20 protein-coding genes are annotated in these 21,801 nt (G+C 68.7%); 14 read left to right on the forward strand and 6 right to left on the reverse strand.

The features are described 5' to 3' along the window. Positions 1-63: 63 nt before the first annotated feature. Entirely contained in the window at positions 64-762 is a 699-nt protein-coding gene (locus ITJ43_RS09260) for a GNAT family N-acetyltransferase (protein ID WP_194583550.1), read from the reverse strand. Between the two features lie 114 nt (positions 763-876). On the opposite strand from ITJ43_RS09260, the gene ITJ43_RS09265 reads away from it, so the two are divergent. The 3 genes from ITJ43_RS09265 to purU all read left to right on the forward strand — a co-directional run bounded on the left by ITJ43_RS09265 (position 877) and on the right by purU (position 4,729). Next, positions 877-2,277 (forward strand): MFS transporter, encoded by a 1,401-nt coding sequence (locus ITJ43_RS09265; protein ID WP_194583834.1) that lies wholly within the window; start codon positions 877-879, stop codon positions 2,275-2,277. 9 nt (positions 2,278-2,286) lie between these two features. Next, positions 2,287-3,756, forward strand: coding sequence for a peptide MFS transporter (locus ITJ43_RS09270; RefSeq protein ID WP_194583551.1), 1,470 nt, complete (start codon positions 2,287-2,289; stop codon positions 3,754-3,756). Between the two features lie 91 nt (positions 3,757-3,847). Beyond that, complete coding sequence (gene purU, locus ITJ43_RS09275) at positions 3,848-4,729, forward strand: formyltetrahydrofolate deformylase (RefSeq protein WP_194583552.1); 882 nt, start codon at positions 3,848-3,850, stop codon at positions 4,727-4,729. Positions 4,730-4,747: 18 nt separating this feature from the next. On the opposite strand, the gene ITJ43_RS09280 is transcribed toward purU, so the two are convergent. Further along, a complete protein-coding gene (locus tag ITJ43_RS09280) occupies positions 4,748-5,659 on the reverse strand; it encodes a serine hydrolase (RefSeq protein ID WP_323741183.1) in 912 nt (303 codons plus the stop codon). A gap of 95 nt (positions 5,660-5,754) precedes the next feature. Further along, positions 5,755-7,746 carry a M13 family metallopeptidase gene (locus ITJ43_RS09285; protein ID WP_194583553.1) on the reverse strand — a complete coding sequence of 664 codons (1,992 nt, stop codon included), beginning with the start codon at positions 7,744-7,746 and terminating at the stop codon, positions 5,755-5,757. Positions 7,747-7,949: 203 nt separating this feature from the next. Between ITJ43_RS09285 and ITJ43_RS09290 the strand changes: the two genes are divergently transcribed. Next, a complete protein-coding gene (locus ITJ43_RS09290) occupies positions 7,950-9,269 on the forward strand; it encodes an MATE family efflux transporter (protein ID WP_194583554.1) in 1,320 nt (439 codons plus the stop codon). Positions 9,270-9,272: 3 nt separating this feature from the next. Here ITJ43_RS09290 and ITJ43_RS09295 read toward each other — a convergent pair whose 3' ends face one another. After that, entirely contained in the window at positions 9,273-9,938 is a 666-nt protein-coding gene (locus ITJ43_RS09295) for a TrmH family RNA methyltransferase (RefSeq protein ID WP_194583555.1), read from the reverse strand. Between the two features lie 181 nt (positions 9,939-10,119). On the opposite strand from ITJ43_RS09295, the gene ITJ43_RS09300 reads away from it, so the two are divergent. Continuing rightward, positions 10,120-11,412, forward strand: coding sequence for an Nramp family divalent metal transporter (locus ITJ43_RS09300; protein WP_194583556.1), 1,293 nt, complete (start codon positions 10,120-10,122; stop codon positions 11,410-11,412). 50 nt (positions 11,413-11,462) lie between these two features. Then, complete coding sequence (locus ITJ43_RS09305) at positions 11,463-12,107, forward strand: metal-dependent transcriptional regulator (protein ID WP_194583557.1); 645 nt, start codon at positions 11,463-11,465, stop codon at positions 12,105-12,107. Positions 12,108-12,253: 146 nt separating this feature from the next. Here ITJ43_RS09305 and ITJ43_RS09310 read toward each other — a convergent pair whose 3' ends face one another. After that, entirely contained in the window at positions 12,254-13,216 is a 963-nt protein-coding gene (locus tag ITJ43_RS09310) for an SDR family NAD(P)-dependent oxidoreductase (protein ID WP_194583558.1), read from the reverse strand. 41 nt (positions 13,217-13,257) lie between these two features. Here ITJ43_RS09310 and ITJ43_RS09315 point away from each other — a divergent pair, with 41 nt between their 5' ends. The 6 genes from ITJ43_RS09315 to ITJ43_RS09340 all read left to right on the forward strand — a co-directional run bounded on the left by ITJ43_RS09315 (position 13,258) and on the right by ITJ43_RS09340 (position 18,992). Beyond that, a complete protein-coding gene (locus ITJ43_RS09315) occupies positions 13,258-14,067 on the forward strand; it encodes an HAD-IIA family hydrolase (protein WP_194583559.1) in 810 nt (269 codons plus the stop codon). Beyond that, the gene (locus ITJ43_RS09320) at positions 14,064-15,125 is read left to right on the forward strand and encodes a LacI family DNA-binding transcriptional regulator (protein ID WP_194583560.1); all 1,062 of its coding nucleotides are present in this window, start codon (positions 14,064-14,066) and stop codon (positions 15,123-15,125) included. The genes ITJ43_RS09315 and ITJ43_RS09320 overlap by 4 nt, the downstream gene beginning before the upstream one ends. 165 nt (positions 15,126-15,290) lie before the next feature. Further along, a complete protein-coding gene (locus ITJ43_RS09325) occupies positions 15,291-16,601 on the forward strand; it encodes an MFS transporter (RefSeq protein WP_194583561.1) in 1,311 nt (436 codons plus the stop codon). 25 nt (positions 16,602-16,626) lie between these two features. Then, positions 16,627-17,439, forward strand: coding sequence for an alpha/beta hydrolase family protein (locus tag ITJ43_RS09330; protein WP_194583562.1), 813 nt, complete (start codon positions 16,627-16,629; stop codon positions 17,437-17,439). After that, a complete protein-coding gene (locus ITJ43_RS15325; protein WP_194583563.1) occupies positions 17,436-18,659 on the forward strand; it encodes an SGNH/GDSL hydrolase family protein in 1,224 nt (407 codons plus the stop codon). Before ITJ43_RS09330 ends, ITJ43_RS15325 begins: the two co-directional genes overlap by 4 nt. A gap of 153 nt (positions 18,660-18,812) precedes the next feature. Further along, entirely contained in the window at positions 18,813-18,992 is a 180-nt protein-coding gene (locus ITJ43_RS09340) for a hypothetical protein (protein ID WP_228495627.1), read from the forward strand. Between the two features lie 7 nt (positions 18,993-18,999). Here ITJ43_RS09340 and ITJ43_RS09345 read toward each other — a convergent pair whose 3' ends face one another. After that, positions 19,000-19,782, reverse strand: coding sequence for a helix-turn-helix domain-containing protein (locus tag ITJ43_RS09345; protein ID WP_194583564.1), 783 nt, complete (start codon positions 19,780-19,782; stop codon positions 19,000-19,002). A 128-nt stretch (positions 19,783-19,910) separates the two neighbouring features. On the opposite strand from ITJ43_RS09345, the gene ITJ43_RS09350 reads away from it, so the two are divergent. Together ITJ43_RS09350 and ITJ43_RS09355 are read left to right on the forward strand one after the other, a co-directional pair. Next, entirely contained in the window at positions 19,911-20,723 is an 813-nt protein-coding gene (locus ITJ43_RS09350) for a class I SAM-dependent methyltransferase (protein WP_194583565.1), read from the forward strand. Between the two features lie 543 nt (positions 20,724-21,266). Beyond that, complete coding sequence (locus ITJ43_RS09355) at positions 21,267-21,788, forward strand: hypothetical protein (protein ID WP_194583566.1); 522 nt, start codon at positions 21,267-21,269, stop codon at positions 21,786-21,788. Positions 21,789-21,801: the final 13 nt, after the last annotated feature.

Genomic DNA, 21,801 nt, shown 5'->3' on the forward strand with positions numbered 1-21,801 from the left:
CGGATCACCGGAGTTGTGAACGCTCGGCCGCCACGACAGGGGCGATGCAGCGGTCGGCTGGCATCAGCTCCGCACGAAGAGGTAGCCGCGGTCGTCGAAGCCGCCCACGACGAACCCGTCCTCGGTGAGGCCGAGGAATGCCTCGCGCACGCGGTAGCGCCAGTCCAGCGCCTCGCCGGGCGCCTCGCGGCGAAGCCGCTCGATGTCGCCGGGCACCTCGACCGTGGTGACGATGTCGCGCTCCTGCGGCGGGGTCGCGACCGACCCGTTCAGGTGCCACGTCACGAACAAGCGATCAGTCTCGTCACCGCGGTTCACGCCGTCATCCATGGCGCCGTAGTGGTCGATGAGATACTCCGACACCCGCGCGCCCACCGCGCGCAGGTTGAAGGCGGCGTTGCGCGCCACGAGCGGATCGAAGGTCCACGTGATGCGGCCGATGCCGCGGGTGAGAGCCCACTCCCGCTGATGTTGCTTGAGCATCCGTCCGAGTCCCTGGCCCCGGAAGCCCGCCACGATGCCCGTGATGTGCGAATGCAGCGACAGCTCCTCGGGGGTGGCGAGAAAGCCCACCGACGCCCCGATCATCTGCTCGCCGTCATACAGACCCACCGCGTAGTTGCCGGCGTGCGCGAGCGCGCGCAACAGGTTCGCGGGCATGCCGGTGCGGTCGCCGCCCCACACCTCGCTGAGCACCGCGGATGCCGCATCCATCTGAGCCACGGTCTCGAGGGGGCGGATCTCAACGATTCCAGCGCTCATGCCAGCACCCTATGCCCGTCGACGCGCGTGCCTCGAGCCGAGCCCGCCGACTCTGCGGGCCGATACCCTGAAAGGATGGCTTCAGACGGCACCGCACGGCGACGATTGACACGAATGCCGCCGCAGGGCGCGATCGTGGCGGTGCTGGCGATCGCCGGGCTCGCCTCGTCGTTCATGTTCACGCTGGTCGTTCCGATCCAGACGCGGCTTCCCGAACTTCTTCAGGCGAGCCGTGACGACACGGCGTGGGTGGTCACGGCGACCCTGCTCGCGGCAGCGGTCATCACCCCGATCGCGGGACGCCTGGGCGACATGTACGGAAAGCGCCGCATCGTCCTCGTGCTGCTCGCCACCCTCGTGATCGGATCGGTCGTCGCCGCGCTGTCGACGAGCCTGGTCGGTCTCATCGTCGGCCGCGCTCTGCAGGGGGCCGTCACGGGCGTGATCCCGCTGGGGATCTCGATCCTCCGCGACGTGCTGCACGAAGATCGCGTGGACCCTGCCATCGCCCTCATCAGCGCCACGCTCGGCGTCGGCGGGGCATTGGGACTCCCCATCAGCGCTCTGGTGACCGAGAACGCCGACTGGCACGCGCTGTTCTGGACGGCGGCCGTGCTCGGCGTGATCGTGTTCGCCCTCGTACTGGCGATCGTGCCGGTGAGCGTGCTGCGCACCGCGGGGCGTTTCGACGTCGCCGGCGCCGCAGGACTGGCCGTCGGACTCCTCGGCATCCTGCTGGCGATCTCCCGCGGCGAGGCGTGGGGGTGGATGTCGCCCGCGACGCTCGCCTGCGGCCTCGGCGGTGTCGTCGTCCTCCTCGGATGGGGCTGGTACGAGTTGCGCATCGCCGAACCGCTGCTCGACTTGCGCGTCGCGGCCCGCCGGCCGGTGCTGCTCACGAACCTCGCCTCGGTGGCCATCGGCTTCTCGCTGTTCGCCTCGAACGTGTCGTACCCGCAGCTTCTCGAACTGCCTGCCCCGGCCGGATTCGGCCTGCCGCTTCTGGCGGCGAGCCTGGTCATCATGCCCTCGGGCCTGGTGATGATGGTGCTCTCGCCGTTCTCCGGTCGCCTCGCCGGCTCGGTCGGACCGCGGAGGCTCCTCATCCTGGGCGCGATCGCCCTCATCGCCGCCTACGGGTTCAGCCTGTTCCTGGCGAGCGAGGTCTGGCACATCCTGGTGGCGAACCTGCTGATCGGCGTGGGCATCGGATTCGGATATGCCGCGATGCCGATGCTCATCATGCGGTCGGTCCCGCAGAGCGAGTCCGGCGCCTCCAACGGCCTCAACGCGCTGTTCCGCTCACTGGGTACCAGCGTCGCCGCAGCCGTGGTCGGCGCCGTGCTGGCCGGCATGTCGGCGCCCCAGAACGGTCGGCAGCTGCCGACGGCATCCGCGTTCCACGTGTCGTTCCTGCTGGGTCTCGCCGCCGCGATCATCGCCCTCGTGGTCGCCGCGTTCATCCCTCTGCGCCCCGCCGCGGAGCACCACCCGGCACTGCCGGCAGACCGTTAGCCTCGCTGCATGAGTTCACAACCGGGAGAGGCCCCCACCGGCGACAGCGACACCCGTTTCTTCGGGCAGCCGTGGGCACTCGCGCACGTGTTCGGCGTCGAGATGTGGGAGCGGTTCAGCTTCTACGGCATGCAGGGCATCCTGCTCATCTACCTGTACTACTCGGCGAGCCAGGGCGGGCTGGGTCTGGAACAGAGCGTCGCGGCCGGCATCGTCGGCGCCTACGGCGGGGCGGTCTATCTGTCGACGGTGCTCGGCGCCTGGATCGCCGACCGGGTGCTCGGCGCGGAGCGCGTGCTGTTCGTCAGTGCGATCGTCATCATGGCCGGCCACATCGCCCTCGCAGTTCTTCCGGGCTTCGCGGGCGTGGGTGTGGGTCTGGTGCTCGTGGCGATCGGTTCGGGCGGACTCAAAGCCACCGCGACGAGCGTGGTCGGCACGCTGTACGGCCCCGACGACACCCGACGCGACGGCGGGTTCTCGCTGTTCTACCTGGGCATCAACCTGGGCGCGTTCGCCGGCCCGTTGCTGACGGGGCTGCTCCAGTCCACGGTCGGATTCCACTGGGGCTTCGGCCTCGCCGCGCTCGGCATGGCCCTCGGACTGGTGCAGTACTCGTTCGGTCGGCGACAGCTGCCCGCCGAGGCGCGCCGCGTGCCCAACCCACTGCCGCGCACCCGCTATCCGCTGATGAGCGTCATCGCGGTCGCCGGCATCGCGCTGATCGTCGCGCTCGTGCTCGTCGGGGTGATCCGGGCAGACAACCTCGCCCTGATCGTGATCGTGGTGGTCATCGGCGCCGCGATCGCCTACTTCGCGGTCATCCTCTCGAGTCGAAAGGTGGATGCCGAGGAGCGCAGCCGCGTCTGGGGCTTCGTCCCGCTGTTTCTGACGTCAGTGGCTTTCTGGTCGCTGTACCAGCAGCAGTTCACCGTACTGACGGTCTACTCCGACAAGCGCCTCGACCGCGACCTGTTCGGGTGGGAGATGCCGGTGTCGTGGGTGAACTCGATCAACCCCGTCTTCATCATCGTGCTGTCGGGCGTGTTCGCCGCGATCTGGACGAAGCTCGGCGCACGCCAGCCTGCCACCCCGGTGAAGTTCGGCCTCGCCGCGATCGTGATGGGCTCCGCTTTCCTGCTGTTCGTGCCCTTCGCGGGTGGCGGCGAGAATTCCACTCCACTGCTGGCGATCGTCGGCATCCTGTTCGTGTTCACGGTGGCCGAGTTGCTGCTCTCGCCGGTGGGGCTGTCGGTGACGACGAAGCTGGCGCCCGGGGCATTCCACACGCAGATGGTGGCGCTGTTCTTCCTTTCGGTCGCCCTCGGCACGGCCATCGCCGGCCAGCTCGCCCAGCTCTACAACCCCGACGACGAGCTGCCGTATTTCTCGGTGCTCGGCCTCATCTCTGCGGGGGTGGGCGTGCTGCTTCTGCTGTTCGTGAAGCCGGTGCTGCGGCTCATGCGCGGCGTGCGCTGAGCGCACCTCGGCGAGGGCGCGCGTCACTCCTGAGCCGCGGCGTCCTCCGCATCGGAAACTGACGACCGCGCCCATCGGGCAGAATCGATCCATGTCACCCGTGCACGATCCCCACCTCCCCGCCGACCACGCCTGCCTCATCGTGCACGGCAGCGACAAGCCCGGCATCGTCGCCGCCGTGTCGGCGATGATCACCCGCATCGGGGGCAACATCGTCGCGTTCGACCAGTTCTCCGACGATCACCGCGGCGGGGCCTACTTCCAGCGCGTTGTGTTCCACCGGCCCGACTTCGCGCTCGCCCGTCCGGCGATCGAGGCGGACATCGCCAGCACGCTCACCGATTTCGACCTGGAGTGGTCGCTCACCGATCAATCGGTGCCCAAGCGGATGGCGATCCTCGCGAGCAAACAGGACCATTGCCTGCTCGACCTGCTGTGGCGACACCGCCGCGGCGACCTGCCGGTCACCATCCCGATGGTCATCTCCAACCACGCGACCACGGCCGAAGACGTCCGCAGCTTCGGGGTGCCGTTCTTCCACGTGCCGTCGGTGGCGGGCCCCGACAAGTCGGCGTCGGAGGCGGAGATTCTGAAGCTGCTCGTCGGCAACGTCGATTTCGTCGTGCTGGCGCGGTACATGCAGATCCTCTCGCCCGAGTTCCTCGAGCAGCTCGGCGTGCCGGTGATCAACATCCACCACTCCTTCCTGCCCGCCTTCATCGGTGCAGAGCCCTACAAGAAGGCCAAGGAGCGCGGCGTCAAGCTCATCGGCGCGACCTCGCACTACGTCACCGGCGACCTCGACGAGGGACCGATCATCGAGCAGGACACCGTGCGGGTCACCCACGCCGAGTCTTCGGCGGAGCTTGCCCGCCGCGGCGCCGACGTCGAGCGCCAGGTGCTGTCGCGCGCGGTGCTGTGGCACGCGCAAGACCGTGTCATCCGCCACGGCAATCACACGATCGTCTTCTGACGCCGACGCGGGAAAACGTCAGTACACGTACTCCATGAGGTCGAGCCCGAGTGCGCGGAAAGCTTCGTGCGCGCGCAGCCGGTGGGCGACCGAGAGGTCGTCGAAGCAGACGATCAGCGCGTAGGCGGCACCCGCGCGGGGGCCCGCGATGACGCCTGCTTCGGCACGGATGCCGTCGCCACGCCCGGTCTTGTTGACGAACAGCAGACCGTGGCGGTCATCGTCGTGCGCGAACGGGTCGAGCGCGGTGCTGGCTGCGACGAGAGCGAGGTCTTGATTGAGGCTCAGCCACTCCGACACCTGGGCGCTGACTGCCGGTGAGACGACCTGCGCATTGACGAGGCCCGCGAACAGGGTCACGAGCTCGCCCGTCGAGGCCAGCCCGACATGCGGTGCGTCATCGAGCCCGCGCTGGTCGCGGAAGCCGTCGATGAGCGCCGTCTTCACGAGCCCGATCTGCTCGGTACGGGCGCGCACCGCGTCGAGCCCCACCCGCTCAAGCAGGGCGTTGGCGGCGGCGGCATCCGAGGCCGCGGCCGCCAGCACGGCGAGGTCGCGCACCGGCAGCGCCGGTGCGGCCAAACGATGCCAGATGCCACCCACCGTCACCGGGGCGACAGAGCTGCGCTCGATGATCTCCAGAGGGTCGAGGGTGCCGGCATCCAGCTGTGCCGCCACCTCGATGAGCAGCGGCACCACGCCGATCCCGGCCACCGGCAGCACCAGGTGGGCATCGCCAGCGAGCACCGTCGTGCCCGAATCGAGGTCGGTCACGCACACCGACACCTGGGCTCCCGCCGCGGCGACCGCGTCGAGGGCGGCGAGCGCCGCAGAAAACGAACGCGCGCGTCCGGCCGAACGCCTCGGCGAGCGCCGCGTCGTCGGACGCTCGCCGCGTCGCGACGACGATGCCCGACCTGCACTGTCCACGCGGAGCGCTCCGTTCTCGATCTGTGCATCGCTCGCCGCCGGTGTCTGCTCGTCCGGCCGACCGGCGGACGACCGCCGACCAGACGACGCCGTGGTCACCAGATCGTGACGCGCTGATCGGCGTCGAGCCAGAGCGCGTCGGTCTCGGTGACGTCGAAGGCGCGGTAGAACTCGTCGACGTTGCGAACGATCTGGTTGCAGCGGAACTCGTTGGGCGAGTGCGGGTCGATGGTGAGCAGGCGGATGGTCTCGGCATCCCGCCCCTTCTGCTGCCAGATCTGCGCCCAGCTGAGCAGAAGGCGCTGGATGCCGGTCAGCCCATCGATGACCGGGCCGTCGACGTTCTCATCCGTCGTGTCGGCACCGAGCGACAGGCGGTACGCCTTGATCGCGATGCCGAGGCCCCCGAGGTCGCCGATGTTCTCGCCGATGGTCAATGCCCCGTTGACGTGGTGTTCGGTGCTGAGTCCCTGCGGCACGAGGGCGTCGTACTGGGCGATGAGGGCGGCCGTCCGCTGCTGGAAGGCGGCGCGGTCGTCGTCGGTCCACCAGTCGCGGAGCGTGCCGGTGCCATCGAACGCCGAGCCCTGATCGTCGAAGCCGTGGCCGATCTCGTGACCGATCACCGCTCCGATGCCGCCGTAGTTCGCGGCCGGATCGCGGTCGAGTTCGAAGAACGGGTACTGCAGGATGGCTGCCGGGAACACGATCTCGTTCATCAGCGGGTTGTAGTACGCGTTGACCGTCTGAGGCGTCATGTACCACTCTTCACGGTCGATCGGCGCCCCGAGCTTCGCGATCTGCCGCTCGTGCTCCCACGCGTTCGTGCGACGAACGTTGCCGATGAGGTCGGCGGCGTCGACGTCGAGCTCGGAGTAGTCCTTCCACGTCGAGGGATATCCGACCTTGGGCGTGAAGGCCGCGAGCTTCTCCAGAGCGCGATCGCGGGTCTCCGGCGTCATCCAGTCGAGCGTCTCGATCGACTGCCGGTACGCCTCGATGAGGTTGGCGACCAGCTGATCCATCTCGATCTTCGCGGCCGGCGGGAAGTGGCGGTCGACGTAGACCTTGCCGACGGCCTCGCCCATCGCGGCCTCGACGAAGCTGACGCCGCGCTTCCAACGCTCGCGATTGACCGGCACGCCGGTGAGCTCGGTGCCGTAGAAGGCGAAGTTGGCGTCAACGAACGCGCTCGAGAGGAACGCCGCCGATGCCCGCACGATGTGCAGCCGCAGCCAGGCCTTCCAGTCCTCGAGCCGGTCCTCGACGAGCAGGGGGCCGAGGCCCGAGAAGTAGCTGGGCTCGTTCACGTTGATCTCGGCGAAGCCGTCGCGGCGGCCGGGGGCCACAGCGTCGAGCCACGGGTCGAGGTCGACGCCGACGAGCTCTTGCACCTGGTCCCAAGTCATGAGGTTGTAGGTGGCGACGGCGTCGCGCGTGCGGACGTTGTCCCAGTGGTGCGTGGCCAACTCGGTCTCGAGCGCGAGCACGCGGTCGGCCTGGCGCCCGGCATCCTCCGGCTCGAGGCCGGCAAGACTCAGCACCGTCTGCACATACTCCCGGAACGCGACGCGGGTCTTGTCGAAGTTCTCGAGACGGAAGTAGCTCTCATCGGGAAGCGACAGCCCCGACTGCACGAAGAAGGAGATGTAGCGGGCGGGGTTTCCGGGGTCGGGCTCGATGTAGACGCCGATCATTCCGCCGATGCCCTCTCGCTCGAGCTCACCGACGGTGCGCAGGAGCGCGGGGATCGAATCGATCGCCTCGACGCGCGCAAGCTGGTCGCGCAGCGGTTCGGCGCCGAGCTGCTCGATGCGCTCGGTGTCCATGAAGCTCGCGAACAGGTCGCCGATCTTGCGGGTCTCGGTTCCCGGCTCGGCGTCGGTCGACTCCTCGATGATCGTCCGGACGTCCTTCTCGGCCTGCTCGGCGATGAGGTGGAACGAGCCCCACCTGGCCTTGTCGTCCGGGATCTCGGTGCGTTCCAGCCAGGCGCCGTTCACGTGACGGAACAGGTCGTCCTGAGGACGGATGCCGGGGCTCAACTCGGACAGCTCGATACCCGAGCGCAAGGAGGGGTCGGTCATGCCGTACAGGATACGCGCCGGTTCTGTCCGACGGATCCGTGTTCACCCGTCGTTCGCCCCGCCCGCCTCGACCCCGCACCCCACCCCGGTCGTTGAGCGAGCGCAGCGAGTCGAAACGCCCCACGCCCCAGCCGCGCCCCACCCACCCAGGCCCCGACGCCCCACTCCCGCCCCGCGTCGGCGCTCCCCCCTAGGCTCGGAGCATGCCCGCCCCCACTCTCAACCGCGAGATCCTGCGGCTGGCGATTCCGGCGCTGGGCGCGCTGGTGGCGGAACCGCTTTTCCTCATCGTCGATGCCGCACTCGTCGGCCACCTGGGAGTCGTCCCGCTCGCGGGGCTCGGCATCGCCTCGGCGATCCTGCAGACCATCGTCGGACTGATGGTCTTCCTCGCGTACTCGACCACGCCCGCCGTCGCGCGCCGCTTCGGCGCCGGCGACCACACCAACGCGGTGCGTGCGGGTATCGACGGCCTCTGGCTCGCGCTGGGGCTCGGCGCCGTGCTGGCCATCGTGGGCTCACTGCTCACGCCGTGGCTGGTCTCGCTCTTCGGCGCGGCACCCGACGTGGCGCACCAGGCGACGATCTACCTGCAGCTGTCGATGTGGGGACTGCCCGCGATGCTCATCGTCTTCGCCGCGACGGGGCTGCTGCGCGGCATGCAAGACACAGTCACCCCGCTGTGGATCGCGGGTGCGGGCTTCGGGCTCAACGCCCTGCTGAACGCACTGTTCATCTACGGGTTCGGGTGGGGCATCGCCGGCTCCGCCGCGGGCACCATCGCCGCACAATGGGCGATGGTCGGCGGCTACGCGATCGTCGTGGGCAGGCTGGCACAGCGACACGCGGCATCCCTTCGTCCACAGCGCGACGGGCTGCGGGGCTCGGCGCAAGCGGGAGGCTGGCTGTTCCTGCGTACCGTGTCGCTGCGGGCATCCCTGCTGGCGACGGTGTTCGCTGCGACGGCGCTCGGCACCGACGAACTGGCCGGATGGCAGGTGGCCTTCACGATTTTCTCGACCGCCGCTTTCGCCCTCGACGCGCTCGCGATCGCAGCGCAGGCGCTCATCGGGCGCGGGCTCGGCGCCGGCGACGAAACATTCGTGCGGCGCGTGCTCGGGCGCACGGTGGCATGGGGCGCATGGTTCGGCGTGCTGGTGGGTGCGGTCATCGGCGCGCTGTCGGGTGTGATCGGTCTGGTGTTCACGGGGTCGGACTCCGTCGCCACCCTCGTCCAGCCGGCGCTCATCGTGCTCGCCGTCGCGCAGCCGATCTGCGGCGTGGTGTTCGTGCTCGACGGGGTGTTGATGGGCGCGGGCGACGCGCGTTATCTCGCCCTCGCGGGCGCTCTCAACCTGGTCCCCTACCTGCCCGCGCTCGTCGTTCTGTGGCTGCTGCATCCGGCCGGGGCACCCGGCCTGATGTGGCTCGCGGTGTGCTTCTTCGGCGTTTACATGCTGGCGCGGCTCGCGACGCTCGGCTGGCGTGTGCGACGCCCTGAGTGGGTCACCGCGGGGGCGTGAGCCTCACGCCCAGCGGCGGCACCACTCGTACATGACGACGGCAGCTGCGGCGCTCGCGTTGATCGATCGCGTCGAGCCGTACTGGGTGATCTCGACGACGGCGGATGCGGCGGTCACCGCCTCGGCGGACAGCCCCGGCCCCTCCTGACCGAACAACAGCGCGCACCGCTCGGGCAGTTCGGCGCGGTCGACCGGAACCGACCCGTCGACGTTGTCGACCGCGATGACGGGAATCCCGGCATCCTCGGCCCAGGCGGTGAAAGCAGCGACGTCGTCGTGGTGACGCACGTGCTGGTAGCGGTCGGTGACCATCGCGCCACGGCGATTCCAGCGGCGTTTGCCGATGATGTGCACTTCGGCGGCGCCGAAGGCGTTGGCGCTGCGCACGATCGAGCCGATGTTCATGTCGTGCTGCCAGTTCTCGATGGCGACGTGGAACGGATGCCGATGCTCATCGAGGTCGGCCACGATCGCCGCCATCGTCCAGTAGCGGTAGCCGTCGACGACGTTGCGGCGGTCACCGACGGCGAGCAGTTCCCGGTCGTACCGCGGGTCATCGGGCCAGGCCTCGGGGCCACCTGGCCAGGGGCCGACGCCCACCGGCAGCTGCGGCTCGGCCCCGGCCTCTTCCGGACGGGGATCGGGTTCCGGCGCGGAGTCGACGTGCATCCGACCAGGCTAGACCGCACACCCGCGTCCCCAACTCCTCCATTTCGCTTCGGGTTCTCACCCCCCGACGCGCGATCCTGCGAGATCGCGGGGGCGACGCCGCGCCCGGGCGGCGCGTTGGAGGAGCTCGGGACGGCCCGTAGATATTTCGGGCACCCGAAATCTCTGGTAATTTTTCGGGATGCCGAAAAATCCCGCGCCGGCACATTCGCCCACATCCCTCGTCGCGACGACTTCCCCCGCGCCGTCGCGCACGCGCCGTGCGGCGTGGTTGCTCGGGCCTGCGCTGGTCGCGGGGGTGGCCTACCTCGACCCGGGCAATGTCGCCAGCAACATGACCGCCGGCGCACGCTTCGGCTACCTCCTGGTGTGGGTCGTCGTGCTCGGCAACACGATGGCGTGGCTCATCCAGTACCTCTCCGCCAAACTCGGTCTCGTCACCGGCCAGAGCCTCGCCGAGACGCTCGGCACACGCCTGCGCAACCCGTGGGCCCGCCGCGCCTACTGGCTGCAGGCCGAGCTCGTGGCGATGGCGACCGACATCGCCGAAGTCATCGGCGGGGCGGTCGCCCTGTGGCTGCTGTTCGGGGTTCCGCTCCCCGTGGGCGGACTGATCACCGGCTCCGTCTCCATCGCACTCCTTCTGATCCACCAGCAACGCGGAGCTCGCAGCTTCGAGTTCGTGGTCATCGGGCTGCTCGCCATCATCGCGATCGGCTTCACCTACGGCGTCTTCGTCGCCCCTCCGGATGCCGCGAGCGTCGCCGCCGGACTGATCCCGCGGTTCGAGGGCTCCGAGTCGGTGCTGCTGGCGGCATCCATTTTGGGCGCGACGATCATGCCGCACGCGATCTACGCGCACAGCGCGCTGGCGCGCGATCGGTTCGCTGGCCCGACATCGCGCGCCCAGGACCGCGCCGTCGCGACCTCGCGGTTGCTGCGCGCCACGCGGTGGGACGTGACGATCGCCCTCGCCGTGGCGGGTACCGTCAATCTCGCCATCCTGCTGCTGGCAGCCGCGAACCTCGCCGGCGTGCCCGGCACCGACAGTCTCGAGGGCGCCTACAGCGCACTGTCGACGAGACTGGGTGGCGTCGTGGCGACGATGTTCGCCGTGGGGCTGCTGGCCAGCGGCCTCGCCAGCACGGCGGTGGGCGCGTACGCCGGAGCGGAGATCATGCACGGACTGCTCCGCATCCGCGTTCCCCTGCTCGGGCGGCGCCTCGTCACCCTGGTACCCGCCATCGCCCTGCTCGCTCTCGGAGTCGACCCCACGTGGGCGTTGATTCTGAGCCAGGTGGTGCTGAGCTTCGGCATTCCGTTCGCGCTCATTCCGCTCGTGGCCCTGACGGCACGGCGCGATGTCCTCGGCGCGCACCGCAACCGCTGGTGGACGAGCGCGGCCGGCGTGGTGGCATCGGTGTTCCTCGTCGCCCTCAACGCGCTGCTGCTGTGGTTGGTGATCGCCCGCTGACGCTGCACGCGACGCCGGCGGCTTCGCCGTCAGCGGCTAGCCTGAACCTCGTGGCTGCGAACTCCGTCGCGATCGACGACTACCTGAAGACGATCTACCACCACACTGAGTGGCAGCCCACACCGATCACGTCGTCCCAGCTCGCGGCCGAACTGAAACTCGCCCCCTCGACGGTGACCGAGATGGTGCAGAAGCTCGTCGTGCTCGACCTCGTCGATCACCGTCCGTACGGCCCCGTCGCGCTCACCGAAGCGGGACGGCTGCGCGCGGCATCCATCATCCGCCGTCACCGGCTGATCGAAACGTGGCTCGTGCAGGAGTTCGGCTACGCCTGGGACGAAGTGCACGACGAGGCCGAGGTGCTCGAGCACACGATCAGCGACCGGCTGCTGGCCGGCATCGACGAGCGGCTCGGGCATCCGCGATTCGATCCCCACGGCGACGCGATCCCGGATGACGTCGGTGACGTGCACCGCGCACCCTTCATCCTGCTGGCGGACGCTCCGGTCGGGCATACCGGCGAGGTGCTGCGCGTGAGCGACCGAGATCCCGGGTTGCTGCGCGCGCTGGAGGTCGCCGGCATCGACGTCGGGCATCGCGTCGTGGTCGCGGGGACCAACGCGGTGCGCGTCGACGACAGCGCCACGATCGAGTTGCCCGAGGGCGCGTCCGGGGCGGTCTGGCTGACCGCCTGATCGCGTCGTCACAGATTCGGATCACGGCATCAGATTCGGACGGCGCGAGCGACGGCATCCGAATCTGTTCGCTGGGCCCGCTTCTACGAACAGGCGGGGCGGCGAACAGGCGGGGCGGCGAGCCCGCGAGCGGGCGATCAGGCGGGTCAGCGACGCCAGGGCCGGCGCGGCTTGCTGGCCTTCAAGTACGGCCAGGTCATCCCGGTGGCGTGCTCGCAATAGGTCCACAGGCGCGCCGCGATCTCTTCGTCGCGCGCCAGCTTGCTGGCGGTGCCGCGCTTGGGGGCACCGGCCACCACGCGCGACGGCCCCCAGAACTGACCGCCCTCGGCCTCGGGATCGACCAGCGCGCGCACGAGCGGCCAGGCACCGCGTTCTTTCGATTGCGTGATCGGCGCCTGCAGGTTGTCGACGAAGCGCGTCATGCGCGACGGCTCGTTCACCCCCAGGATGCCGCGGGTACGACCGCTGATCGCATATCCGGGGTGCGCGACGAGGCTGGCGATCGGCACGTTCGCCACCCGTAGTCGGCGGTCGGCTTCGAAGCCCAGCGCGGTCGTCGCGACCTTGGACTGCACATACGCGCGCCACGGGGAGTAACGGGTCTCGAGCTCCGGATCGACGGGGTCGTAATCGCCCATCGCCGTCGACATCGACCCCACCCACACCATGCGGCCGCGGCCGGCAGCGAGCGGCAGCAGCAGCTCGCCGGCGAGCGCGTAGTGACCGAGGGCGTTGGTCGCGAAGACCACCTCGTGACCATCTGCCGTGGTCTCGCGGTGCCGCGGAGGGTGCACGATTCCGGCATTGAGGAGGAGGCCGTGCAGACCCGCACGACCGCGCACGGTCGCCGCCGCCGCACGCACCGAACCGAGGTTGCTCGTGTCGAGCAGCAGCGTCGTGATCTCGGCATCCGGAATCTGGCGGCGCACGGCGACGCGTGCGGTGGCCAGCTTGTTCGGGTTGCGGCCGGTCATGATGACGTGGGCGCCGGCACCGGCTAGCTGCAGCGACGCGAAGAAGCCGAGCCCCGCCGTCGAGCCCGTGACGAGGTACCGCTTCCCGGAGAGGTCGGGAAGCTGCGCCGGGTCCCAGTCGTCACGTGCCACGGGTCGAGACTACGGCCGGAACGCCCCGCTAGGCTGGCCCCATGCGGACACGCGCCGATATCGAATGCTGGCTCACCGACATGGACGGCGTCCTCGTCCACGAGAACAAGCCCATCCCCGGCGCCGCCGAGCTGCTCGCGCAGTGGCGCGACACCGCCACTCCGTTCCTCGTGCTGACGAACAATCCGTTCTACACACCGCGTGATCTGAGCGCTCGCCTGCGCATCTCGGGCCTGGAAGTGCCGGAGGATCGCATCTGGACCTCCGCACTCGCGACGGCGGAATTCCTGCGTTCGCAGCATCCGGGCGGCACCGCCTTCGTCATCGGCGAAGCCGGCCTCACGACAGCCCTCCACGAAGCGGGCTACGTCCAGACCGAGACGCAGCCCGACTACGTCGTGATCGGCGAGACGCGCAACTACTCGTTCGATCGCATCACCCAGGCGATCCGCTTCATCAACAACGGCGCACGCTTCATCATCACGAACCCCGACGCGACGGGCCCGACCCCCCACGGCATCGTGCCCGCGACCGGCTCGTTCGCCGCGCTGATCACGCACGCCACCGGCAAAGCGCCCTACGTGGTCGGCAAGCCGAACCCCATGATGTTCCGCTCGGCGATGAACCGCATCGGCGCTCACTCGGAGAACACCGGCATGATCGGCGACCGTATGGACACCGACGTCGTCGCCGGCATCGAAGCGGGCCTGCACACGATTCTCGTGCGCACCGGCATCTCCGACGACGCCGAGATCGAGCGCTACCCATTCCGTCCCGACGAGATCCTCGACTCGGTCGCCGACCTGTTGGCCGACGAGCCGCCGGAGTCCGAGATGCCCGAGGGCTTGTGACCGACCGCGGGTCCGGGCGTCGCGTCACGCTCACCGAGGTTGCGGAGCGCGCCGGCGTCTCACGTTCGGCCGCGTCGTTCGCCCTCAACGGCCGCCTGGATCAGCGCCTGTCGGTCGAGACGATGGCGCGCGTTCGCAAGGCGGCGGACGACCTCGGCTATCGCGCGAATCTCACGGCCAAGACTCTGCGCACCGGCCGCTCGGGCACCGTGGCCCTCGTGTCCGACTTCGTGAGTTCGACCTCGTTCGCCAACTCGATGGTTCGCGGCGCGCTGGAGCGCCTGCGCGAAGAGGGCTTGCTGCTGTTCACCGTCGACACCCAGGGCGAGACCGAGATGGAACGGCGTTTTCTCGAGGATCTGGTGGCCCGCGATATCGACGGCATCCTCTACGGCTCGATGTTCACGCGGCGCGTGAGTCCCCCGGCCTCGGCCCGGCAGACGCCTATGGTTCTGATGAACTGCGAGGCCGACGACCCGGCCATCAGCTCGGTCGTCCCCGACGAGCACGACGCCGGCGCGACCGCCGCACGACTGCTTCTCGATGCCGGCCACGACCGCGACATCTGGTTCATCGGCGCCCTCGCTCCGGGCCGCACCGGCGGCGCCGCCTGGCACGATTGGGGGCCCGTCGCGCTGCCGCGGCGTCTCGACGGCATCCGCGAGACCCTCGCCGCCGCCGGGACGAACCTGGCGGGCGAAGTGTGGGTCGACGAAGACTGGACCGTACATGACGGGCGGGATGCCGCGGAGCGCCTACTCGCCGGCGGCGCGACACCGAAGGCGATCATCTGCGTGAACGACGCCGTCGGCGTGGGAGTCTTCCAGGCGCTGCGCCGCGCGGGGCTCCGCGTGCCCGAAGACGTGTCTCTGGTGTCGTTCGACGGCGGCGTGCTCGCCGAAGCCACCGATCCGCAGCTCGTCTCCCTCGGCCTCCCCCAGGCCGAGATCGGGCGCCGAGCCGCCGATCTTCTGCTGGCGCGCCCCACCGAGCCCCGGCACGAACTGGTGCCCATGCCGATCACACCGGGCGGCTCCATCGCCGCCCCGCACGCCTGAGGCCGCCAGCGCGAACTCCGGGTGTTGCCTCCATGGCTAAATCGGTATAGCTTTTCACTCGACGGCATCGACGCCCCGCGAAGAAACCCGCACGACCGCTCGAAGACACACGGACCCGGACGCCGCCGTTCCCCTCCGTCACTGCACGTACAAAGGAGTATGACCATGAGCGCACCCCTCGCTCGCGCCACGCCCAACCCCTGGTGGGTGGGCTTCGTCTGCGGCATGGCGACGTTCGTCGATGCCGCCGCGACCACCGGCATCGGCGTCGCGCTCGTGCTCTTTCAGTCGTTCGTGCCCGGCACTCCGGGGCTCACGCCCGACCAGGTGGGCCTGCTCACCGGGGTGCTGACCGCGGGCGTCGCCGTGGGTTCGCTCGTCGGCGGACGCCTCGCCGACCGCTTCGGCCGCCGCCGGGTGTTCCTCGTCACGATGACGCTCATCGTGCTCGGGTCCATCACCCCGTTCGTCGGTGTCTCGTTCGGTCTGCTGCTCCCCGGCATCGCGTTGATCGGACTCGGCGTCGGCGCCGACCTCCCCGCCGCGCTCGCGTCGATCTCCGAAGCGGCCACCGACCGCAACCGCGGCAAGATCCTGGTGTTCTCCAACCTGCTCGGCGGTTTCGGCATCCTTCTCGCCGTGCTCATCGGCATCAATTTCGGCCAGCTGGGCGAGGTCGGCGGCCGCATCATGTTCGGGGCCTTCGGCGGCGTCGGCGTGGTCGTGCTCGCCCTTCGCCTGACCATCCCCGAGTCGGCGAGCTGGCTAGCGGCCCGCAACGAGCGCCTCAGTGGCGTGCAGACCGTGCGCTCCGAGCGCGGGCGCATCCGCGACTTCGGCCGTGCACAGTACCGCCGGCCCTTCGTGACCCTGCTGATCTACTACACGCTCGCGTCCATCGCGATCAGTGTCGCCGGCAGCTTCGGCACCTTCGTCGCGGTCAACGTCGCCGGCATCCCCGTGAACGAGTACCAGACATGGACCCTGCTGGCCATGCCGGCGGCGATCCTCGGGGCGATCTGGTTCATGGCTGTCGCCGACACCCGCTGGCGGATGTCGTACTTCGTCGTCGGCGCCATCGCCGTGGTGGTGGCGAACCTCGTCCCCGTGGTGTTCGGGTTCACCCTGCCCGCCCTGATCGTCTCAGTCGTGGTGACGACGTTCGCGGGAGCGTTCTGCTTCGAAACGATCATGAAGGTGTGGACGCAGGAATCGTTCCCGACCATGCTGCGCTCTACCGCGCAGGGCACCGTCTACGCCGTCGCGCGCTTCGCGACCGCCGGATTCAACGTGGTCACCCCGGCCCTGCTCGCGCTCAACCCGAGCGGCGTCTACGTCGGCGTCTCGGTGGTCGCCGCCGCCGGCTTCCTCATCGGCTGGATCGGCTTCCGCCGCCAGACGTCGAATGCGTTCGACGTCGAAAGCGACATGCTGACGGCATCTGTCGAGCGCCCGCTGGCCGCCCCCGCACACTGAACTCAGAGCGTCGAAAGGCACCTCCATGCGACTCCTTCCCTTCACGACCGCCGTCACCGGTAATGCCGGTTCGCGTGTGCTGCGCGGCACGCACTACCTGCCCGACGCGCCGTCCGACGGCGCCGACACCTGGCCGACGGCCGTGCTGCTGCACGGCTTCGGCGGGTCGCGCGTCGAGACCTCGGGCGTCTTCGTGCGGCTCGCCCGCGCGCTGGTCGCCGCGGGTATCGGCGTGCTGGCCTTCGACCGGGCGGGTCACGGTGAGAGCGACGGCGAGTTCTTCGACACCTCCGTCTCGGGCGACATCGCCGACACCGCCCAGGTGCTGGCAGCCGTGCGTGAGAGTCCCCTGGTGGATGCCGCCGACCTGCACCTCGTGGGGATGAGCCTCGGCTCGGTCATCGCGTCGATCGCGGCCGCGGAAGACGGCGACATCCGGTCGCTGACGATGTGGTCGACGGCGGCCGTGTTCGTCGACGACATCCGCTCCGGCCACATCCAGGGGCGGTCGTTGTCGAGCCTCGACGAGCCCGACGGGTTCTTCGACTTCCTCGGCATGCGCCTGGGTCCGGCGATGCGCGACGACGCGCGGGACTTCGATCCCTACGCGCGCGCGGCCGCCTACCGGGGCCCGGCACTGCTGCTGCACGGCACCGCCGACTTCGTGCCCGTGCGCTACGCGCAGCAGTACGCCGACCCCGACGTGTTCGGCGCGCGCGCCGAGGTCGTCATCGTCGAGGGCGCCGACCACGGGTGGATGGAGCTGCCTCAGCGCGACGAACTCATCTCGCGCACCGTCGACTTCGTCCAGACCCACGCCGAAAGGACCACCGCGTGAGCACTCCGATCACCTCACCTCGCACCGCTGTCGGCGAGGTCATCACCCTCGGCGCGTCGCAGGTTCTCCTCGAGGGGCATCTCGACCTCGAGCACACGGATGTCGAGAACACCGACGCCATCCGTCCGCTGCGACTGCCGAGGTCGGCGCGGACGCACTTCCCACCGAACGGCGAGATCCTGCGGGCCATCACCGCTAACGCGAGCGGAGTGCGGCTGCGCTTCATCACGTCGGCGACGGGCTTCGATCTCACACTGCGAAGCACCCAGCTGTACTTCGACGAGCTGGCCGGGCCGGTGAACGATCTCGTCGTCGAGGTCGACGGTCAGCCGGTGCACGTGGTGCGACCGACGGTCACCGACATCCGTCGTCTCTCGTGGACCGGGGATGTCGCAACCACTGTCACCGTCGCACCGGCCCAGACGCTCGCGTTCACACTCGATGGTGCGGCGGAGAAGGCGGTGACCGTGTGGTTGCCCCAGGGCATGATCGTCGATCTGCTCGATCTGCGGGCGGATGCCGCCATCACCGCGGCCGCACCGTCCACCGCGCCGGTCTGGATCCACCACGGCAGCTCGATCAGCCACTGCGTCGAGACGCCCTCGCCGACGGGAACGTGGCCGGTCATCGCAGCGAGGCTCTCGGACCTGTCGCTCATCAACCTGGGCTTCGGCGGCCAATGCATGCTCGACCCGTTCGTCGCCGATGCGATCGCCGCGACGGCAGCGAACGTCATCTCGCTCAAGGTGGGTATCAACATCGTGGGCGCCCGAGCGCTCGATCAGCGGACGTTCACGCCGATGGTGCACGGCTTTCTCGACCGAATCCGCGTCGGGCATCCCGACACGCCCATCGTGCTGGCGTCGTCGATCCTCTGGCCGGGCAGCGAAGACGTGCCGGGGCCGTCGGATGTCGAGTTCCTCGAGGCCGGACGCGTGCGCTGCTATGCCGCCGGGGATGCCGCGGACATCGCCCGCGGCGCACTGACGATGACCGAGTCGCGACGGCAACTGGCCGAAGTGGTGCGCGTGCGCGCGGCATCCGGCGAGCGCATCAGCTACCTCGACGGTCTGAGCCTGTACGGTCCGGACGATCAGGCGCGCTACACCCTGCCCGACAGCCTGCACCCCGACGCGGAGCTGTACGCCGAGATCGGCCGCCGGTTCGCCGACGCCGTGTTCGGCGAGAACGGGCTGGTTCCGCGACCCGGACTAGGCTGATCCTGCCCGCCTTCGCACGGGCGGAGGAGACATCGTGAACCCGACCGAGCAGACGCTCCTGTTCGCCGCAAGCGGCGCGGTGCTGGTCAGCACCCTGGTGGTTTTCATCGTGCAGTACGTGCGCGGGCGTGGACGCGACGGAGGCGACAACTGATGGCCGTGGTGCTCATCCTGACCGCGATGGCGCTGCTGATCCTCGCCCTCGTACTGTTCGTCCGCGGACGCCGCGACGCGCCGCAGGGCACGCCGCTGCCGAACGGGCGCGGCATCCTGCTGCTGACCCTCGCGGGCCTGGCGCTCGCGCTGGCGTCGCAGCTGCCCGTCTTTCACTGACCGGGGTTCAGCGATCGGCGGCGGGGAGCCAGAGCGTCATCCGCAGCCCTTCGTCGGGCAGGTGAAGCACCTCGTAGCGCCAAGCGACGACCTCGCCCGCGTCGGTGCGCACGTGGGTGATCGCGGCGCGACGCCGTTGCACGAGATGCTCGGCCCACCAGCCGGAGAAGAGCGGGCTCGCCGCGCTCAACTCCACGACCAGTGCCTGCAACTCGGGGTCGTGCAGGTCGGTGGCGTTGGCGGCGCGAAGATGGGCGACCGCACCGCGGGCGAGGTCTTCCCACTCCACGAAGGTCTCCCGCGCCCGGGCATCCGTCATCAGGTAGCGGCACGTGTTTCTCTCACCCGGTTCCTTGTCCGCGAACCCGCGATACAGGGCGAGGCCCTCGACGTTGGCGGCCACCATGTTGCTCACGCGATCGAGCACGTACGCCGGACGCGGAGACACTGCGTCGACCAGTGCCGTCATCCGTGCGGACAGCTCGACGTCGCCGGTGTGCTCGTCGCGCGGCGGAGCCGACGTCGCGTCGCGTAGCTGGAAGACGTGGCGCCTCTCGTCGTCCGACAGGTGCAGCTCGCACGCCAACGCGTGGATCACGGCATCGCTCGGCCGCAGCTCACGCCCCTGTTCGAGCCGGATGTAGTAGTCGACGCTGATTCCCGCAGCGGCGGCCACCTCTTCGCGGCGCAGCCCAGAGATACGCCGCCGCCCCACATCGGATTTCGGACGGGGATCGAGTGCGGGATCCGTGCGACGTGCACGGAGGAAGTCGCCGAGCTCGCTGGCCATCTGTCGCTTCTCCCTCGGCGTGTGGGCGGCGGGGTGGGTGCGCGACTCCTAGGAGGAGTGCGCTCTCCCGCCCGCCGGTCGCATCCGCAAAAGTGGGTCAAAGCAACTCTCGCGTGAAAGGTCATCTTATGGCGACGTATACCCATGGTCACGATGAGTCGGTGCTGCGCTCGCACCGCTCCCGCACGGCAGAGACCTCGGCCGCCTACCTCCTGCCGCTGCTCACCCCGACCGACCGGCTTCTCGACGTGGGAGCCGGGCCGGGAACGATCACGGTCGACCTCGCCGAGCGGGTCGCCCACGTCACCGCGACCGAGGTCGGCGAGGTCGAGCTCGACCTCACGCGCGCCGCCGCCGCACAGTGCGGTACACAGAACATCGACTTCCGCAGCGCCGACGTGCACGCGCTCCCCTTCGACGACGACACGTTCGACGTGACGCACGCCCACCAGGTTCTGCAGCATGTGGGCGACCCGGTGCAGGCGCTGCGCGAAATGGCGCGGGTCACGAAGCCCGGCGGCATCGTCGCCGTGCGCGACAGCGACTATGCGGGGTTCTGCTGGTGGCCGCAACTGCCCGCACTCGACCACTGGCTCAGCGTCTATTACGCCGCCGCCCACGCCAACGGGGGAGAACCGGATGCCGGAAGACGTCTGTTGTCGTGGGCGCACGCGGCGGGCCTCCGCGACGTGCAGGCCACCTCGAGCACATGGTGTTACGCGACCCCCGCAGACCGCGCCTGGTGGGGCGGGATGTGGGCCGACCGCATCCTGACCTCCGCCATCGCCCCGCAACTCATCCAATCGGGCATCGCCACCACGGCAGACCTCCACGAGATCAGCGACGCGTGGAGGGAGTGGGCCGCAGACGACGACGGCTGGATCTCGCTGCTGCACGGCGAGATCATCTGCCGCGTATCGCCGACCGCCAGCGCGGGCTGAGGGCCACTGGGAAATGTCCACGTGACAATTCATAGCGCTGTGAAATGGTCATGCGGCACATAGCTGAGCATCGCGCCATACCGTCGGCGGCCGACCCATGCCACCGCGCGGCCGGCCATCCGACCTCTCCGACGACAGAGAATCGCAGTAACTCTGTCGACGTCGCGAGTCAGCCACCGGCGAGAGATTGTTGCGGAATGGGCGGGATGTCTCCAGAAAGCTACGATTGCGGGTAAATGACTTGACGACTCGCTGAAAACGTCCTTGAATACGGATATGAGCATAAGAGACCGGCAGAAGCGTTTGAACAAGAGGCGCGGACTAGGCGTGGGGGCAACCGCGACTCTCGCCGTTACCGTGGTGAGCTTCTTACTCCCTGGTAACGCATATGCGAGCGAATCAAACCCAAGTGCGGGTGCCACTGGGAGTAGCGCGTCGACCGTTGGGGCTTCTAACGGTACTGGGGAGGAGGTCCGGTTCGGACCGTCGCTTGAAGATTCGGTTCTCGTAGGGATATCCGAGTCGCCGTCGACCGAGCATACAGTGAGCCCCAACTCCATCCCAACCAATCCGAACGACATATTGCAGTGTGATTTTTTCAATAACGCGGATCATGTCGTCTGGACAGTCGATACGTGGCCGAGGGAGGATTTCTATGGCAATCTAATATGGTCCGGAGGTGACGTTGACCTTCTTTGCGGGACGGACGCAACCAGTGGTTACAAGCACATCCGCCAGCGCCATCAAAATCCGAGCCCCAACTTCTGGAATGGCTGGGAGACAGTGCGCGCCTCCGCGAGCGCAGCTCTGGGATATGAATCTCCTCAAAAATGGGACGAATACATGACGCATGCCGTCGAGGACACTTTGGACTATGATCCAGCACCATGGGTCAATAACGCTGAACAGAAAATTTGCTTCTCGGCACCCTTCAACATCTACAAGGGTTCAGCCATATACGCGTCATACTATGCAAACACCGTTGTTTCAAAGAGCAACTACGTCATCATTACATCCTTCCTCAGCAATCAATCTCAAGCATCGGCGTGCTATGACGGGTGGTGACTAATTCAGGTCA

Source organism: Microbacterium sp. VKM Ac-2870, assembly GCF_015350795.1.
Classification (GTDB): domain Bacteria; phylum Actinomycetota; class Actinomycetes; order Actinomycetales; family Microbacteriaceae; genus Microbacterium.

What these genes read in the sequence shown, in the direction of transcription:
- ITJ43_RS09290 (WP_194583554.1), top strand. Translation starts at nt 7,950, where the DNA reads ATGCCCGCCCCCACTCTCAACCGCGAGATCCTGCGGCTGGCGATTCCG.
- ITJ43_RS09345 (WP_194583564.1), bottom strand. Translation starts at nt 19,782, where the DNA reads ATGGCCAGCGAGCTCGGCGACTTCCTCCGTGCACGTCGCACGGATCCC.
- purU (WP_194583552.1), top strand. Translation starts at nt 3,848, where the DNA reads ATGTCACCCGTGCACGATCCCCACCTCCCCGCCGACCACGCCTGCCTC.
- ITJ43_RS09350 (WP_194583565.1), top strand. Translation starts at nt 19,911, where the DNA reads ATGGCGACGTATACCCATGGTCACGATGAGTCGGTGCTGCGCTCGCAC.
- ITJ43_RS09330 (WP_194583562.1), top strand. Translation starts at nt 16,627, where the DNA reads ATGCGACTCCTTCCCTTCACGACCGCCGTCACCGGTAATGCCGGTTCG.
- ITJ43_RS09300 (WP_194583556.1), top strand. Translation starts at nt 10,120, where the DNA reads ATGCCGAAAAATCCCGCGCCGGCACATTCGCCCACATCCCTCGTCGCG.
- ITJ43_RS09285 (WP_194583553.1), bottom strand. Translation starts at nt 7,746, where the DNA reads ATGACCGACCCCTCCTTGCGCTCGGGTATCGAGCTGTCCGAGTTGAGC.
- ITJ43_RS09325 (WP_194583561.1), top strand. Translation starts at nt 15,291, where the DNA reads ATGAGCGCACCCCTCGCTCGCGCCACGCCCAACCCCTGGTGGGTGGGC.
- ITJ43_RS09265 (WP_194583834.1), top strand. Translation starts at nt 877, where the DNA reads ATGCCGCCGCAGGGCGCGATCGTGGCGGTGCTGGCGATCGCCGGGCTC.
- ITJ43_RS09340 (WP_228495627.1), top strand. Translation starts at nt 18,813, where the DNA reads ATGGCCGTGGTGCTCATCCTGACCGCGATGGCGCTGCTGATCCTCGCC.
- ITJ43_RS09295 (WP_194583555.1), bottom strand. Translation starts at nt 9,938, where the DNA reads ATGCACGTCGACTCCGCGCCGGAACCCGATCCCCGTCCGGAAGAGGCC.
- ITJ43_RS09260 (WP_194583550.1), bottom strand. Translation starts at nt 762, where the DNA reads ATGAGCGCTGGAATCGTTGAGATCCGCCCCCTCGAGACCGTGGCTCAG.
- ITJ43_RS09315 (WP_194583559.1), top strand. Translation starts at nt 13,258, where the DNA reads ATGCGGACACGCGCCGATATCGAATGCTGGCTCACCGACATGGACGGC.
- ITJ43_RS09270 (WP_194583551.1), top strand. Translation starts at nt 2,287, where the DNA reads ATGAGTTCACAACCGGGAGAGGCCCCCACCGGCGACAGCGACACCCGT.